Consider the following 17,024-nt stretch of genomic DNA (forward strand, 5'->3'; position numbering starts at 1 on the left):
TTTTCGATTAGGTGAAGGGCATCGAAGTTTGTCCCCCGTGCGTTGAAACGTGGAGTGCACAAAGTAAAGTCGGGAATCAAAGCCCTCACCAAGGACGGTTTAAACCTCCATGATGGAATGCAAATTATTATTGATTAGATGATGGACGGCGAAGTTCGACAACAATGCTTCAATTTAGCACTGTTGTCCGGCTCGCAGATTTTTGCTCCTGCAAAATCTGCATTCACTACATCCGTGTAGTTCAAGCCGAACCTACAATTAAACCTCTCTGGTGGAACGCAAGTTTTTCTAGATTAGATGAAGGGCGATGTAGGTCGACATTCATGTCGACATCGATGATTGATTTAAGAAAGTTGTCGAGATAAATCTCGACCTACAATATAAATTTCACAAAATCCAAATTAATGGTTGTCAGAGGTCGTAGATTAAAATATAATCTGCGGCCTTTTTGTAAGCGGGGAGCCGTTGAAGCAAGTATTCTTCTGTATTTGCGAGGCGTTTAACCCATAAATTAGAGAAGAGAGTAATGGCTAAAAAAGTTACAGGCATTATCAAGCTACAAGTAGCTGCGGGTGCCGCAAACCCAAGTCCACCAGTTGGTCCTGCGTTAGGTCAACACGGTGTTAACATCATGGAATTCTGTAAAGCGTTCAACGCTAAAACTGAGAGCATGGAAAAAGGTGCTCCGGTTCCAGTTGAAATCTTTGTATACGAAGACCGTTCTTTCACTTTCGAAACCAAGACTCCACCTGCGTCTTTCTTATTGAAGAAAGCAGCTGGCGTTAAGAGTGGTTCTGGTCGTCCTAACACTGAAAAAGTGGGTAAAGTGACGCGCGCTCAATTGGAAGAAATTGCTAAGACTAAAGAACCTGATTTGACTGCTGCTGATCTTGACGCAGCTGTTCGTACTATTGCTGGCTCTGCCCGCAGTATGGGTCTGACGGTAGAGGGATAATCCATGGCTAAGTTAACAAAACGCGCTCGTCTGGTCCGCGATAAAGTAGACGCCACTAAAGAATATCAAATCAATGAAGCGGTAGCTTTGTTGAAAGAATTAGCAACAGCTAAATTCGCTGAAAGCGTAGATGTTGCTGTTAACCTGGGTATCGATGCTCGTAAATCTGATCAAAACGTTCGCGGTGCAACTGTACTGCCTAACGGTACTGGTAAAGAAGTGCGCGTAGCCGTATTTACTCAAGGTGCAAACGCTGAAGCTGCTAAAGAAGCTGGTGCAGACATCGTTGGTATGGATGACCTGGCTGAGCAAGTTAAGAAAGGCGAAATGAACTTTGACGTTGTTGTTGCTTCTCCTGATGCAATGCGCGTTGTTGGTCAGTTAGGTCAAATCTTAGGTCCACGTGGCCTGATGCCTAACCCTAAGACTGGTACGGTTACGCCAGACGTTGCGACTGCAGTTAAAAATGCAAAAGCAGGTCAGGTTCGTTACAGAAACGACAAGAACGGTATCATCCACGCCAGCATTGGTAAGATTGCTTTTGAAGCTAATCAAATCCAGGAAAACCTTGAAGCTCTGTTAGAAGCGCTTAAGAAAGCTAAGCCTTCTTCTGCTAAAGGTACATACATCAAGAAAGTTAGCCTGAGCACCACTATGGGCGCTGGTTTAACTTTAGATCAAGGCTCTTTGTCTCAATAAGACAAACCTTGAAGGTGCGAGAGTTAATTCAGTTTTGAATTAGCACCGAAATAAGAAATTGGGTTGGAGTTTGTAGCTCTGAAAAGAAATGCAAGCTCCCGTCCTAGACCGTAGGTACGCTAATTACAGCGTTTAATGTATGCCTACGCAGACGGTGGTTCGACTCAGACTCTCTGGGACTAAAGAACACCGTAGAAAGGTGGAGTAAAGCGCAAGTTGAGCTCCATTTATCTGTGAAACCTGAGAAGCAATTCTCAGACAACTAAAAGGTGATCTCAGTGGCACTAGGCTTAGAAGCAAAAAAAGAGATTGTAGCAGAAGTAACTGATGTTGCATCTCGCGCTCTATCCGTTGCCGTCGCTGAATATCGCGGAATGGAAGTTGCAGACCTGACTGAACTGCGTGTTAAAGCACGTGAGCAAGGCGTTTACCTGCGTGTTATCCGTAACACTTTGGCAAAGCGTGCTCTGGCTGAAAGCAAGTTCACAGGAATGGATGATGCACTGAAAGGCCCTCTGATTTACGGCTTTTCTTTGGATGCGCCAGGTGGTGCAGCGCGTTTGTTCAAAGATTTCTCTAAAGAGAATGACAAGTTGAACGTAACCGCGTTATCAATCGGTAGTGGTTTGTTGGGTCCAGAAAAACTGGACGCAGTAGCTTCCTTACCAACACGCGACGAAGCGTTGGCGAAATTGCTTGCTACCTTCAAAGCGCCTGTTGGCAAGTTTGTACAGACTATTAACGAAGTACCAAGCAAGTTTGCCCGCGTATTGACGGCTATTAAAGAGAAAAAAGAAGCTGAATAAAAAAAACAGTTTCTTAATTCATTGATTTGTTTTAAATTTTTAAACCCAGGAGTTTAGAGAAATGGCTCTAACTAAAGAAGATATCTTAAACGCGATCGCTGAAATGCCAGTAATGGAACTGGTTGAACTGATCGAAGCTGCCGAAGAAAAATTCGGTGTTGAAGCAACTGCTGCTGTAGCTGTAGCTGCTGGCCCTGCTGGCGACGCAGGTGCTGCTGCTGAAGAGAAGACTGAATTCGACGTAGTTCTGACTTCTTTCGGTGGTAACAAGGTTGCAGTAATCAAGGCAGTTCGCGGCGCGACTGGTCTTGGCCTTAAAGAAGCTAAAGAAGTTGTTGAATCAGCTCCTAAAGCTATCAAAGAAGGTGTATCTAAAGACGAAGCTGAAGCACTTAAAGCTGAACTTGAAGGCGCTGGTGCTGAAGTTGAAATTAAGTAATTCGTACTCGTACGTAATTACTGCCTGAAAAGGCTTAGGCTGGTGCTTATTTGAGCACCAGCCTTTTTGCGCTGTAGGATAGTGCAGGTTCTCCGTTTAGTGTCTATCCTCTCAAAGCGCAAAAAATAGCAATATCAAACCAATAAATCATTCGCACTGTGTATTGGTCTGATATTGAAAAAAGTAAAACGGTGCTGAATACATATATGTCTCTTACAAGAGATATCAGGGTTAAAGATCAGCAGGCTGAGGAATCCATGGTTTACTCTTATAGCGAAAAGAAACGTATCCGCAAGGATTTTGGTAAACGCCCCCAGGTACTCGAAATACCTTATCTACTTTCCATACAATTAGACTCTTTCCGTAAGTTCATCGAGATCGATGCGGAAGGCCAGTATGGTCTGGAAGCTGCTTTCCGTTCTGTTTTTCCGATTAAAAGCTACTCGGGAAATTCAGAGCTGCAGTATGTAAGTTATCGATTGGGCGAACCAGTATTTGACGTCAAAGAATGTCAAATTCGTGGTGTGACATTCTCCGCACCACTTCGTGTTAAGTTGCGTCTTGTTTTATTCGACAAGGAAGCAGCGCCAGGCACAGTAAAAGATATTAAAGAGCAAGAAGTATACATGGGTGAAATTCCACTCATGACAGACACAGGTACCTTTGTTATCAATGGTACTGAGCGTGTTATTGTTTCTCAGCTTCACCGTTCACCAGGCGTGTTCTTTGATCACGACAAAGGTAAAACACACTCATCCGGTAAAGTGTTGTATAACGCGCGCGTTATTCCTTACCGCGGTTCCTGGTTGGACTTCGAATTCGATCCAAAAGATAATCTTTTCGTTCGTATTGACCGCCGTCGTAAATTACCGGCGTCAATTATTCTGCGCGCTATGGATATGGGCACAGAAGAAATTCTAGGCCTGTTCTTCGACAAAGATACTGTTATCCTGGATAACGGCGTATTTAAAGTTTCCATCGTTCCTGATCGTCTGCGTGGCGAAACTGCACGTTTCGACATCAAAGACAACGAAGGCAACGTTATCGTAGAAACTGGCCGTCGTATCTCTGCAAGACACACCCGTCAGATGGAAAAATTAGGTCTGTCTGAATTGGAAGTTCCAGTGGAATTCCTGTTGGGTCGTGTGATCGCAAGAACCTATATGGATGAAAGCACTGGCGAAATCATTGTTAACGCTAACGATGAAGCCACTGCTGAAAATCTGAATGCCCTGTACGAAGCCGGTATCACAGAATTTGAAACCCTGTATATCAATGAGTTGGATCACGGTGCTTACATGTCTGATACTCTGCGTATCGACAACTCTACTAACCGTTTAGAAGCCCTTGTTGAAATCTACCGCATGATGCGTCCGGGGGAGCCACCCACAAAAGATGCAGCAGAAGCCTTATTTGACAACCTGTTCTTCACTGATGATCGCTACGACTTATCTTCAGTAGGCCGTATGAAGTTCAACCGTCGTTTAGGTCGCGATGAACTGACTGGTTCAGGTACCCTGGATAAGAGCGATATCGTTGCAGTTATGCAGCAACTGATTGCTATCCGTGACGGTAAAGACGATGTGGACGATATCGACCACTTGGGTAACCGTCGTATCCGTTCTGTAGGCGAAATGGCCGAAAACCAATTCCGCGTAGGTTTGGTGCGTGTTGAGCGTGCTGTAAAAGAGCGTTTGAGCTTGGGTGATCTCGATAACGTGATGCCACAAGATTTAATCAACGCTAAGCCTATCTCTGCTGCGGTTAAAGAATTCTTCGGTTCTTCACAGTTGTCGCAGTTCATGGACCAAAACAACCCGCTATCAGAAGTAACGCACAAGCGTCGTATTTCTGCTTTAGGTCCGGGCGGTTTGACTCGTGAGCGTGCAGGCTTCGAAGTTCGAGACGTACATCCGACTCACTACGGTCGTGTTTGTCCTATCGAAACGCCGGAAGGTCCAAACATCGGTTTGATCAACTCCTTGTCTAGCTATGCGCGTACTAACGATTACGGTTTCCTGGAAACACCATACCGTAAGATCGTAGACGGCGAAGTAACGGAAGACATCGAGTACTTATCTGCTATTGAAGAAGGTCACTACCCAATCGCTCAGGCGAGTGCGAAGTTGGATGAAAACAACCGTCTGGCTGATGATCTTGTTCCTTGTCGTCATAGAGGTGAATTCACCTTAATGCCGAAAGAAGAAATTAAATATATGGACGTGTCAGCACAGCAAATCGTTTCTGTTGCTGCCAGCATTATCCCATTCCTTGAGCACGATGACGCCAACCGTGCATTGATGGGTTCAAACATGCAACGTCAGGCTGTTCCTACACTGCGCGCTGATAAGCCGTTAGTAGGTACAGGTATGGAAAAAACCGTAGCTATCGACTCAGGTGTAACTGTTGTTGCTAAGCGCGGTGGTCATATCGACTTCGTAGATGCCTCTCGTATCGTCGTTAAAGTTAACGAAAACGAGATGGTGGCAGGTGAAGCTGGTATCGATATCTACAACCTGACTAAGTACACGCGTTCTAACCAGAATACTTGTATCAACCAGAAGCCTACCGTTAATGTCGGTGAGCCTGTGGTTGCGGGTGACGTATTGGCTGATGGTCCGTCAACTGACTTGGGTGAATTGGCTCTGGGTCAGAACATGCGTATCGCATTCATGCCTTGGAACGGTTACAACTTCGAGGATTCAATCCTGATTTCTGAGCGTGTAGCGCAAGAAGACCGTTTCACTACCATTCACATCCAGGAACTAAGCTGTATCGCTCGTGATACTAAGCTTGGGCCAGAAGAAATCAGTTCAGATATCCCGAATGTGGGTGAGTCTGCGCTGAGCAAGCTGGACGAATCTGGTGTGGTTTATATCGGTGCTGAAGTAAAAGGCGGCGATATCCTGGTAGGTAAAGTTACTCCGAAAGGCGAAACGCAATTAACGCCAGAAGAAAAGCTACTACGTGCTATCTTTGGTGAAAAAGCCTCTGACGTTAAAGATACTTCTTTACGTGTACCTAACTCTGTTCACGGTACCGTTATCGACGTACAAATCTTTACTCGTGACGGCGTTGAAAAAGACAAACGTGCTCTGGAAATCGAAGACATGCAGTTGCGTCAGGTTAAGAAAGACCTGGGCGACGAATTCGGTATTCTGGCGGATGGTATCTTTGCTCGTGCTCGCAACCTGTTGGTTGCCAACAATATCTCTGAAGATAAGTTAAATGGCACACCGCGTGAGAAGTGGTTCGATTTACCACTGCGCGACGAAGATGCACAAGCTGAGCTGGATCAAGCCGCTGATCAGTACGCCGCTGTTAAAGACGACTTCGATAAGAAGTTCGAGAACAAGCGTCGTAAGATCACTCAAGGTGATGACCTGGCGCCAGGCGTACTTAAGATTGTTAAGGTTTACCTTGCGGTTAAACGTCACATCCAGCCTGGTGATAAAATGGCCGGACGTCACGGTAACAAAGGTGTTATCTCCTCAATCCAGCCTGTAGAAGACATGCCTTACGATGAGAATGGTGAGCCGGTAGATATCGTGCTTAACCCGCTAGGTGTCCCGTCTCGTATGAACGTGGGACAGATCCTGGAAACTCACTTGGGTATGGCTGCACGTGGCCTTGGCGTGAAGATTGATCGCATGCTTAAAGAGCAGCAAGAAATCGCCAAACTACGCGAGTTCCTGACTCAGGTATACAGCTCTGGTACACATCGTCAGGAAGTGGACATTGCGTCTTTCACTGATGATGAAGTTATCCGTTTGGCAGACAATCTGCGCAAAGGTGTACCTATTGCAACGCCAGTATTCGACGGTGCAACTGAAGCCGAAATTAAAGAGTTACTGACTCTTGCTGACATCCCTGAAAGCGGACAAATCAAGCTATGTGATGGCCGTACTGGTCAAGAGTTTGAACGTCCGGTAACAGTGGGCTATATGTACATGCTGAAACTGAACCACTTGGTAGACGACAAAATGCACGCTCGTTCTACTGGTTCTTACAGCTTGGTTACACAGCAGCCGTTGGGTGGTAAAGCTCAGTTCGGTGGTCAGCGTTTCGGTGAGATGGAAGTGTGGGCACTGGAAGCATACGGTGCCGCCTATACTCTGCAAGAAATGTTGACGGTTAAGTCCGATGACGTGAATGGTCGTACTAAGATGTATAAAAACATCGTTGACGGTGATCATCGCATGGAACCTGGTATGCCGGAGTCCTTCAATGTATTGTTGAAAGAGATCCGCTCACTGGGTATCAACATCGAGCTGGAAGAGCAGTAAGAGAACCCTCTTTAAAGTCCTTCGGGACTGAACAGGTAGCGATGCCAGTTACCGAAACGGGAACTGGCATCGAATAATAAGTGACTCCGTTGGGAGAAAATCGTGAAAGATTTACTTAAGTTTCTTAAGCAACAAAACAAAACTGAAGAATTCGATCAGATTCGAATCGGTCTGGCCTCGCCTGACATGATCCGCAGCTGGTCGTACGGGGAAGTTAAAAAACCCGAAACGATTAACTACCGTACCTTCAAGCCAGAGCGTGATGGTTTGTTTTGTGCGCGTATCTTTGGCCCGGTGAAAGACTACGAATGTTTGTGTGGTAAGTACAAGCGTCTTAAGCACCGTGGTGTAATTTGTGAGAAGTGTGGCGTAGAAGTTACCCTGACCAAAGTTCGTCGCGAGCGTATGGGTCACATCGAACTGGCAAGCCCGGTTGCTCACATCTGGTTCTTGAAATCACTGCCGAGCCGTATTGGTTTGATGCTGGATATGACCTTGCGTGATATCGAGCGCGTGCTGTATTTTGAATCTTACGTTGTTACCGAGCCAGGTATGACAACGCTTGAGCGCAGCCAGCTTCTTACTGAAGAAGAATATCTGGACTCGCTGGAAGAGCACGGTGATGAGTTTGAAGCAAAAATGGGTGCCGAAGCGGTATTCGATTTGCTACAAGAGCTTGACGTTGATGCAGATGTTGCTGCAATGCGTGAAGAGTTGCCTTCAATCAACTCTGAAACCAAGAAAAAGAAAATCACCAAGCGTCTTAAATTACTAGAATCGTTCCAACAATCTGGTAACAAGCCAGAGTGGATGATCATGACCGTTCTGCCGGTACTGCCGCCAGACTTGCGTCCATTGGTACCACTAGATGGTGGTCGTTTTGCCACGTCTGATTTGAACGATTTATACCGTCGTGTAATCAACCGTAACAACCGTCTTAAGCGTCTATTAGACCTTGCTGCACCTGACATTATCGTACGCAACGAAAAGCGTATGTTGCAGGAAGCGGTAGATGCGTTATTAGACAATGGTCGTCGTGGCCGTGCTATCACCGGTTCTAACAAGCGTCCTTTGAAATCTTTGGCTGATATGATCAAAGGTAAACAAGGTCGTTTCCGTCAGAACCTGCTAGGTAAGCGTGTTGACTACTCAGGCCGTTCTGTAATCACCGTTGGTCCTACACTGCGTTTGCACCAGTGTGGTCTGCCTAAGAAAATGGCATTGGAGCTGTTCAAGCCCTTCATCTACGGTAAGTTAGAAGGTCGTGGTCTTGCTACTACCATCAAAGCTGCTAAGAAAATGGTTGAGCGCGAAGCGGCAGAAGTATGGGATGTTCTGGACGAAGTTATCCGTGAACACCCGGTACTACTTAACCGTGCACCGACTCTGCACAGATTGGGTATTCAGGCGTTTGAACCTATCCTGATCGAAGGTAAAGCGATCCAACTGCACCCACTAGTGTGTGCGGCCTATAACGCCGACTTCGATGGTGACCAAATGGCTGTTCACGTACCACTGACGCTGGAAGCGCAGTTGGAATCACGTGCCCTGATGATGTCTACCAACAACATCCTGTCTCCTGCGAACGGTGAGCCAATCATCGTACCTTCTCAGGACGTTGTATTGGGTCTGTATTACATGACCCGCGCCCGTGTTAACGCCAAAGGCGAAGGCATGGTTTTCGCGAACAAAGAAGAAGCAGAAAAAGCCTACCGCACTGGTCAGGCAGAATTGCATGCTCGCGTTAAAGTGCGTTTGACTGAAGTTGAAATTGATATTGATGGCAATCGCCACGAAAGAACCTCTGTAGTTGAAACTACCGTAGGTCGTGCGATTCTGTTCGGTATCTTGCCAGAAGGCATGCCTTTTGAGCTGATCAATCAGCCAATGGGTAAAAAGCAAATCTCTAAATTATTGAACGCTTGCTACCGTCGTTTGGGTCTGAAAGACACCGTAATCACCGCTGACCAAGTTATGTACACTGGTTTCCATTACGCGATGAAGTCTGGTGTGTCTATCGGTATCGACGATATGGTTATTCCAGATGAGAAGTCTGAAATCATCGATGCGGCTGAAGCTGAAGTAACTGAAATTCAGGAACAGTTCCAGTCTGGTTTGGTAACCGCAGGTGAGCGTTATAACAAAGTAATCGATATCTGGTCTGCAGCTAACGAACGCGTAGCTAAGGCGATGATGAGCAACTTGTCTACCGAAGAAGTGTTAAATCGCGACGGTGAGCACGAGAAGCAAGATTCACTTAATTCTGTATACATGATGGCGGACTCCGGTGCTCGTGGTAGCCCCGCTCAGATTCGTCAGTTGGCCGGTATGCGTGGTCTGATGGCTAAGCCAGATGGCTCAATCATCGAAACACCCATTACCGCTAACTTCCGTGAAGGTCTGAACGTACTTCAGTACTTCATCTCAACCCACGGTGCACGTAAAGGTTTGGCCGATACGGCATTGAAAACGGCTAACTCAGGTTATCTGACGCGTCGTCTGGTTGACGTTGCTCAAGACGTTGTTATCAACAACGACGACTGTGGCACCTTTGACGGTATCGTCATGAAGCCATTGATCGAAGGTGGTGACGTTGTAGAGCCATTGCGCGAGCGCGTATTGGGTCGTGTTGTTGCAGAAGACGTATTGAAGCCAGGAACTACTGAAGTTCTGGTTGAGCGTAACGTATTACTTGACGAAAAACTGGTGGACTTCCTTGAGTCTCACTCAGTAGACCAGGTTATCGTTCGCTCGGTAATTACCTGTGAAAACGACTTCGGTGTGTGTGCTAAGTGTTACGGTCGTGACCTTGCACGCGGTCACATGGTTGGCGCTGGTGAATCTGTGGGTGTTATCGCCGCACAGTCAATCGGTGAACCAGGTACACAGTTAACGATGCGTACCTTCCACATTGGTGGTGCGGCATCAAGAGCGTCTGCAGAAAACAGCGTACAGATCAAAAACGATGGTCATCTGAAACTGCACAACGCTAAGTATGTAACTAACACAGACGGCAAGATTGTTATCGTATCGCGTTCAACTGAACTGACGGTAATCGATGAGTTCGGTCGTGAGAAAGAGCGTTATAGATTGCCTTACGGTGCGAAATTGTCAGTAGATGATGGCGCAGCAGTAGAAGCTGGCGCGATTGTGGCAAACTGGGATCCGCATTCCCACCCAATCGTAGTAGAGCGTAAAGCGCGAGTAAGCTTCTCTGACGTTGACGATTCCAACACTGAGATGCAGCAAGACGACCTGACGGGTCTGTCTCGTATCGTAGTTAAAGACTTGTCCTTAGCCAATGCTAAAGAGCCTAAACTGATTCTGGAAATTGAAGAAGTTGGTCTGCAGGAAATTCGTCTACCAAGCTTTACCACTATCGATATTGCTGATGGTGCAACGGCTGAAGTGGGTGATACCATTGCTCGTATTCCTCAGGAAAGCTCGAAGACTCGTGACATCACGGGTGGTCTACCACGCGTAGCCGACTTGTTCGAAGCGCGTAAGCCTAAAGAGCCTGCGATTCTGGCGGAAATCTCCGGTACCATCGGTTTCGGTAAAGAAACTAAAGGTAAGAAGCGTCTGACGATTACACCGAAAGAGGGTGATCACCACGAAGAGATGATTCCTAAATGGCGTCAGATCAACGTATTCGAAGGTGAGAACATCGAAAAAGGTGAAGTAATCGCTGACGGTCCAGAGTCTCCACACGATATCTTGCGTCTGCGTGGCGTAAGTGCAGTTTCTAACTACATCGTGAACGAGGTTCAGGAAGTTTATCGCTTACAGGGTGTAAAAATTAACGATAAGCACATCGAGGTTGTTATTCGCCAGATGTTGCGTAAGTGTATTATCACTGATCCAGGTGACACTATGTTCCTGGAAGGCGAACAGTGTGAAGTTTCCGCGGTACACATTGCTAACCGTGAGCTTGAAAAAGCCGGTAAGATGACTGCGAAATACGAGTTGCAATTGCTGGGTATCACTAAGGCATCACTGTCTACTGAATCCTTCATCTCAGCGGCGTCGTTCCAGGAAACAACGCGCGTACTGACTGAAGCTGCGGTTCAAGGTAAGACAGATGATTTACGTGGTCTGAAAGAAAACGTTATCGTTGGCCGCCTGATCCCTGCTGGTACTGGTCTGGCGTATCACAAGAAACGTCTTGCTAACAAGATGGACGCCATGGAAGACCTGTCTGTTTCTGCCGAAGAAGCAGAAGCGGCATTGACTGAAGCACTTAATGCTGAAGTATTAGGCGCAGATAACTCTGCTTCTGATGAGTAATTCCAGCTCTAATTGAAAAAAGCGCCTGATGGCGCTTTTTTTATGTCTGTAAACGGGAACAGTGGGTAACCGGATTAGTTTGTCACTATTGCAGGCGTGCTTGCTGAGCCTGGTTATGAATGGCTGAGCGAAGTTCTCTGGGAATACACAGGTGTTGCGCCAGGTTGTCCAGATACTGCTGAGAAACCGACAAGCTTTCATCAATGGCTAATAAAGAAGCTGCATATACTTCCACACCCGTTTCGGCATCCGGCACATTGGAAACGATTTGCTGCATGGATTTAGGCTTGCGCAGTTCATCAAATAATGAGGCTTTTTCTGCCACCGTTAAATCCATCTGCTCTACTTGATTAAAAATTCGTTGCTGCTCTTCACCATCGATATGGCCATCGGCGTAAGCGGCTGCAATCATGGCTTGCATTAGCAGCATCTGACCGCCTTCTGCGCTGTCATCCTCGATGATTTCATCAAACCGGTCTTCCGATACTCTTCCATAATTGAAGGTTTTAGGCTCTGGTTTGGAGTAAGTATGTTGTTGAGCCGATGTGGCTTGTTGTGGTGTGTAGGTGTAAGCCGGACTGGAGGCTTGCGCGGTACTTTGTCCATTAACTTTTTGCTGGTTATAGCTTTGGTAGGCCTTCCAGGCCAAACCGCCTACTGCGGCGAGCGTCCCAACTTTAAGTGCACTTTTACCCATTTTTTTGGTTTTCTTCGAGCTTTTGCCCATGGCCAAATTGGTGATCACACCACTTACAGCGCCGCCTGCCATACCTGACATAAAACCACTTTTACTCAGGCCACCTAACATCTTTTGGAGATCTTTCATAAAATCTTGCCTCTTTTATTCACCTTTTACAGGCTATCACTCCTTTATAGAGTATTCAGGGGAAAAAGTGTCACAGAGAATTTCTGTTTAGTATTCAGGTGTCAGTTGGGGGGTTTTGCATCATAAATCTCCTTTGTTTTTATAATGTTCATCTCTCCCCGCTAAAAAAGCCATTTTTGGATAGAGTTTTCCAAATATGACTTGTGCAATTATTTGCTCGTTTTAAACTGGTTTGTGGGAATACCAGTTTTACTTATAAAGGAAGGACATTCGATGAAAAAACGGTTAATTACAGGTTTGGCGTTAATGGTAGTAAGCATAGGCTCACTAGCTGAGCAGTGCGGGACGCAACGCTATCAAATTAACGGTACAGCACTTTCTGATGGTGACATGCTAACTCTCTCTATCGATAATACGGTGATAAATCAGGCGATTGATAGCAATTCCCTAAATGCTGACGTTTGGCCAAAGCTCTTAGCTGAAGGAGTTAATAAAGCTGTATCTGCAAATGATGCTTCTGCGGGAACTCGAGATAACCTGAGCCAGCTGAATCGTTACCTGCCAGATTATTCGGTGAATGACAATATTGTTGATGTTAATGATCCGAATGTAGTACTGAGTTTAACGCTAAATGGTCAGGATTTTAGTCAGGCGCTTACAGCTGATGCGAGCACAATACCTCAATCATCGGGGCAGGGGATTATTCCCGGATGGTCCAAGTACTTTATTTCGAGCACCTTGTATAACTACCTGCGGTTGAGTAACGTCACAGATCAGGCCGTTACAGTGAAATTAACGTTATTCGCGCAAGACGGTACCATCTATGATGAAACCTCAGAATCTGGAACTCAAATTATTCACAACGGCAACAATGTTGCCAATTCTTCTGATTTGTTCACGACGTCGGGTATGGTCCTAGGGGCCCACGAAACGGTATCTGTTACATTTAATGGCGGTGCTCAGAAGTACGGATATGGTAAAATAGAATGGAATGCAGAAGGTTGTTTGCAGCATGCTTTGGCGGGTGTCATGATTCGACATGCAGTAAGCGGCGGTGTGGCTGGACAAACTCAGTACGCTTTAAACGGCGGTAATCCTTTCTGATACTGATTCATTTATTGACAGTTCAACAATTGATCTATAGAATTCCGCGACCTCATTTTGGGGTAAATCCCTAATGGGCGCGGATTTTTCATTAAAAAGCCTGAATTTTCGGGCTATAGCAGCAAAATCAGCAGTGGGTTCGTATTGAAGTTCAATGGGAACCAAATTTTTTGTTTAATTTTTAGGAGCTAGAATGGCAACAGTTAACCAACTGGTGCGCAAGCCCCGTGCTAAAAAGCCTGCGAAAAGCAACGTAGCAGCACTGGATGCTTGTCCACAACGTCGTGGTGTATGTACTCGTGTATATACTACTACCCCTAAGAAGCCTAACTCAGCGTTACGTAAAGTATGTCGTGTACGTCTGACTAACGGTTTCGAAGTAAGTTCATACATCGGTGGTGAAGGTCACAACCTTCAGGAACACAGTGTTGTATTAATCCGTGGTGGTCGTGTTAAAGACCTACCAGGTGTTCGTTATCACACAGTTCGCGGTACGCTTGACTGTGCAGGTGTTAACGACCGTAAGCAAGCCCGTTCTAAGTACGGAACGAAAAGGCCCAAGTCTTAACGGTTCTCCGTTAGTAAGGCCAAACTAAGTATTAACGTTTTGGGATAATCCTGAATCAATTCGGAGAATTAAGATGCCAAGAAGAAGAGTCGTAGGACAACGTAAAATCCTACCTGATCCTAAGTTCGGATCACAGCTGTTAGCTAAATTCATTAATGTTGTTATGCTAGACGGCAAAAAATCAACTGCTGAAAAAATCGTTTACGGTGCACTAGACGCCGCTGCTGAAAAAACAGGTAAAGATCACCTGGACATTTTCGAAGCTGCTCTGGACAACATCCGTCCTAACGTAGAGGTTAAATCTCGCCGTGTTGGTGGTTCTACCTACCAGGTACCGGTTGAAGTTCGCCCTGTACGTCGTAACGCATTAGGTATGCGTTGGATGGTTGAAGCTGCTCGTAAGCGTGGTGAAAAATCTATGGCGTTACGCCTTGCTGCTGAAATGGCTGATGCGTCAGAAAACAAAGGTTCTGCGGTTAAGAAACGTGAAGACGTTCACCGTATGGCTGAAGCGAACAAAGCGTTCGCACACTACCGCTGGTAATCTGCTGGCAGTAGCAAAAATCCAAATTTGTTTGGTTATCACGGAGAGGCTAGTCCTCTCCGTAATACGTTATGTAGGTCGACATTTATGTCGACGAGATTTGGCAAAAGACAAGGTCTTTTGTGGTTCAAGAAAATGCTTTTTGCAAAAAGAATTATTTTCTTGAATGAGAATTGATTGGATTCGTGCGGAGTTGCATGAATCAACACCGATAATTTCCTTTAATTGAGAGGACACTATGGCTCGTACTACTCCCATTGAGTTATACCGGAACATCGGTATCGTAGCTCACGTGGACGCGGGAAAAACGACCACTACCGAAAGGGTTTTATTCTACACTGGCTTGTCCCACAAGATTGGTGAAGTGCACGATGGTGCAGCCACCATGGACTGGATGGAACAAGAGCAAGAGCGTGGTATTACCATTACCTCAGCGGCGACCACCTGTTTCTGGAAAGGGATGCAGGCCCAGTACGACCAGCACCGCATTAATATTATCGACACACCCGGACACGTTGACTTCACTATCGAAGTAGAGCGCTCTTTGCGCGTACTGGATGGTGCGGTTGTGGTGTTCTGTGGTTCTTCTGGTGTTGAGCCACAATCCGAGACGGTATGGCGTCAGGCGAACAAATATCACGTACCACGCATGGTCTTCGTTAATAAAATGGACCGCGCCGGTGCCGACTTCGAACGCGTTGTTGAACAAATTCGCAAGCGTTTGGGAGCTACCTGTGTACCGATTCAATTGAATATCGGTGCTGAAGAGAATTTCAAAGGTGTTATCGACCTTATCAAGATGAAAGCCATCAACTGGAATGAAGCGGATCAGGGCATGACCTTTGATTACGAAGACATTCCGGCAGATCTTCAGGATAAAGCTGAAGAAATGCGCATGGAGATGGTGGAAGCGGCTGCAGAAGCTTCAGATGAGCTGATGGAAAAATACCTTGAAGAAGGTGAGCTTACTGAAGAAGAAATTCGTTCAGGGCTGCGTACTCGTACTCTGAATAACGAAATCGTATTAGCCACTTGTGGCTCGGCGTTCAAAAATAAGGGCGTACAGGCAGTATTGGATGCGGTTATCGAATATTTACCGTCTCCTATTGAAGTACCTGCTATACAGGGCCACAAAGATGATGCCGACGAGTCGCAAGACGAGCGTCATGCTGATGACAAAGAGCCGTTCTCGGCGTTGGCCTTTAAGATTGCTACCGACCCATTTGTGGGAACCTTAACCTTCTTCCGTTGTTACTCAGGTGTGGTAAATACCGGCGATGCAGTATACAACCCGGTTAAAGGTAAAAAAGAACGCTTTGGTCGTATCGTGCAGATGCACGCTAAAGACCGTGCAGAATTAAAAGAAGTGCGCGCTGGCGATATCGCTGCGGCGATTGGCTTAAAAGATGTCACTACCGGTGACACGCTTTGCGATCCAAGTCACGTGATCACTCTGGAGCGTATGGAATTCCCTGAGCCGGTAATTTCCATCGCGGTAGAGCCAAAATCTCAAGCTGACCAAGAAAAAATGTCAATTGCTTTAGGCAAACTGGCCGCTGAGGATCCGTCTTTTAGAGTAAAAACAGATGAAGAGTCTGGGCAGACGATTATCTCCGGTATGGGAGAGTTGCACCTGGATATCATCATCGACCGCATGAAGCGCGAATTTAAAGTGGAATGTAACGTAGGTAATCCTCAGGTTGCTTACCGCGAAACGATTCGCAAATCAGTGGAAGTGGAAGGTAAATTCGTACGTCAGTCTGGTGGACGTGGCCAGTATGGTCATGTGTGGCTGCGTGTTGAACCTCAGGAAGAGGGCAAAGGCTATGAATTTGTTAACGAAATTGTAGGTGGTGCGGTTCCCAAAGAATTCATCCCTGCGGTTGATAAAGGCTGTGAAGAACAAATGCATTTTGGTGTCCTGGCAGGCTATCCTGTGCTCGACGTAAAGGTGACATTATTCGATGGTTCTTATCATGATGTTGACTCTTCAGAAATGGCCTTTAAGATAGCGGGTTCGATGGGCTTTAAACAAGGTTGCTCGGAAGCAGATCCTGTTTTGCTTGAACCCATGATGAAGGTTGAAGTTACAACTCCCGAAGATTGGATGGGAGATGTAGTAGGTGATCTGAATCGTCGTCGTGGTGTAATTGAAGGTATGGAAGACGGTATTGGCGGTATTAAGATAATACGTGCCAAGGTTCCTTTGTCTGAAATGTTTGGTTATGCCACAGATTTGCGGTCTGCGACGCAAGGGCGAGCTTCATATTCTATGGAGTTCCACAATTATGCAGAAGCCCCTAATAATGTTGCTAAAGGCATTATTGAGGCAAGAAATTAAGTAAGTTCGGTCCGGGTATCACCATCTCTTTTAGGGGATTCGTGACCGGACTTTTTGAAATTTAGGAAATAGAGAACAATGGCAAAAGAAAAGTTTGAACGTACGAAACCGCACGTAAACGTAGGTACAATCGGCCACGTTGACCACGGTAAAACAACTCTGACTGCAG

12 protein-coding genes are annotated in these 17,024 nt (G+C 46.1%); 11 read left to right on the plus strand and 1 reads right to left on the minus strand.

Translation table 11 applies throughout. The features are described from left to right. The first annotated feature begins 526 nt into the window (after positions 1 to 526). The 6 genes from rplK to rpoC all read left to right on the plus strand — a co-directional run bounded on the left by rplK (position 527) and on the right by rpoC (position 11,472). The gene (gene rplK / locus ACXAGP_RS21875; protein ID WP_475263924.1) at positions 527 to 955 is read left to right on the plus strand and encodes a 50S ribosomal protein L11; all 429 of its coding nucleotides are present in this window, start codon (positions 527 to 529) and stop codon (positions 953 to 955) included. Positions 956 to 958: 3 nt separating this feature from the next. Continuing rightward, on the plus strand, positions 959 to 1,654 hold the full coding sequence (rplA, locus tag ACXAGP_RS21880) for a 50S ribosomal protein L1 (protein ID WP_475263925.1): 696 nt from the start codon (positions 959 to 961) through the stop codon (positions 1,652 to 1,654). A gap of 278 nt (positions 1,655 to 1,932) precedes the next feature. After that, a complete protein-coding gene (gene rplJ, locus ACXAGP_RS21885; protein ID WP_338294120.1) occupies positions 1,933 to 2,460 on the plus strand; it encodes a 50S ribosomal protein L10 in 528 nt (175 codons plus the stop codon). A gap of 61 nt (positions 2,461 to 2,521) precedes the next feature. Then, positions 2,522 to 2,899 (plus strand): 50S ribosomal protein L7/L12, encoded by a 378-nt coding sequence (gene rplL, locus ACXAGP_RS21890; protein WP_338294119.1) that lies wholly within the window; start codon positions 2,522 to 2,524, stop codon positions 2,897 to 2,899. A 257-nt stretch (positions 2,900 to 3,156) separates the two neighbouring features. Then, positions 3,157 to 7,185: a DNA-directed RNA polymerase subunit beta gene (gene rpoB / locus ACXAGP_RS21895; protein ID WP_475263931.1), complete on the plus strand. Its 4,029-nt coding sequence runs from the start codon at positions 3,157 to 3,159 to the stop codon at positions 7,183 to 7,185. Positions 7,186 to 7,287: 102 nt separating this feature from the next. Beyond that, positions 7,288 to 11,472, plus strand: a complete 4,185-nt coding sequence (gene rpoC, locus ACXAGP_RS21900) for a DNA-directed RNA polymerase subunit beta' (RefSeq protein WP_475263926.1) — start codon at positions 7,288 to 7,290, stop codon at positions 11,470 to 11,472. 85 nt (positions 11,473 to 11,557) lie between these two features. Here the strand turns inward: rpoC and ACXAGP_RS21905 are convergent, their stop codons facing one another. Further along, entirely contained in the window at positions 11,558 to 12,298 is a 741-nt protein-coding gene (locus tag ACXAGP_RS21905) for a tellurite resistance TerB family protein (protein WP_475263927.1), read from the minus strand. A gap of 273 nt (positions 12,299 to 12,571) precedes the next feature. Here ACXAGP_RS21905 and ACXAGP_RS21910 point away from each other — a divergent pair, with 273 nt between their 5' ends. From ACXAGP_RS21910 to ACXAGP_RS21930, 5 genes are all read left to right on the plus strand, one after another. Beyond that, positions 12,572 to 13,402 (plus strand): hypothetical protein, encoded by an 831-nt coding sequence (locus ACXAGP_RS21910; protein ID WP_475263928.1) that lies wholly within the window; start codon positions 12,572 to 12,574, stop codon positions 13,400 to 13,402. Positions 13,403 to 13,595: 193 nt separating this feature from the next. Next, positions 13,596 to 13,970, plus strand: coding sequence for a 30S ribosomal protein S12 (gene rpsL / locus ACXAGP_RS21915; RefSeq protein WP_475263929.1), 375 nt, complete (start codon positions 13,596 to 13,598; stop codon positions 13,968 to 13,970). Positions 13,971 to 14,043: 73 nt separating this feature from the next. Beyond that, a complete protein-coding gene (rpsG, locus tag ACXAGP_RS21920) occupies positions 14,044 to 14,514 on the plus strand; it encodes a 30S ribosomal protein S7 (RefSeq protein ID WP_338294115.1) in 471 nt (156 codons plus the stop codon). Positions 14,515 to 14,752: 238 nt separating this feature from the next. Next, positions 14,753 to 16,855 carry an elongation factor G gene (fusA, locus tag ACXAGP_RS21925; RefSeq protein WP_475263930.1) on the plus strand — a complete coding sequence of 701 codons (2,103 nt, stop codon included), beginning with the start codon at positions 14,753 to 14,755 and terminating at the stop codon, positions 16,853 to 16,855. Between the two features lie 78 nt (positions 16,856 to 16,933). Then, positions 16,934 to 17,024: GTP-binding protein (locus ACXAGP_RS21930; protein WP_038059333.1), on the plus strand; the 91-nt coding region annotated here is incomplete at its 3' end.

The organism is Planctobacterium sp. AWM4_229 (genome assembly GCF_056160305.1).